Origin of the sequence: Methanosarcina spelaei (genome assembly GCF_002287235.1) — an archaeon.
GTDB lineage: Archaea > Halobacteriota > Methanosarcinia > Methanosarcinales > Methanosarcinaceae > Methanosarcina > Methanosarcina spelaei.
Window position 1 is genome coordinate 1 of the sequence record NZ_LMVP01000424.1, and the last position, 384, is coordinate 384.

1 protein-coding gene is annotated in these 384 nt (G+C 39.6%); it reads left to right on the forward strand.

Annotated elements, in window-relative coordinates; genetic code table 11:
* Positions 1 to 88 precede the first annotated feature (88 nt).
* The coding region (locus ASJ81_RS15770) for a helix-turn-helix domain-containing protein (RefSeq protein ID WP_141241770.1) at positions 89 to 384 on the forward strand (296 nt) is incomplete at its 3' end.

The following is a 384-nucleotide window of genomic DNA, read 5'->3' on the forward strand; positions in this document are numbered from 1 at the left end:
TGTCAAGGCCGGTGAATAATTCCTCATTTTAGCCGGATTAAAATTCCTCAATACCCAATCCTTGAGAAAAGTTCGAGGATTATAAATCATGCTTAAAACGGAGGAATGGCTATTGATACGAGATTTATATTCACAAGGCTTGAACATAAGCGAAATCGCCAAAGAAACAGGTTTTGACAGGAAAACCGTAAGAAAATATCTCCAGCTGAAAACCTTACCTGAACCCCAGAAACGTCCCGGAAGGAAAAGCAAGCTTGACCCTTACAAATCCTATATTCTTGAAAAAATCAAAGAAGGTCCCTATACTGCTGCTCGCCTCTATCGGGAAATAAAAGAAATGGGTTTTGAGGGAGGAAAAACCATAGTCAAGGACTTCGTACAAAA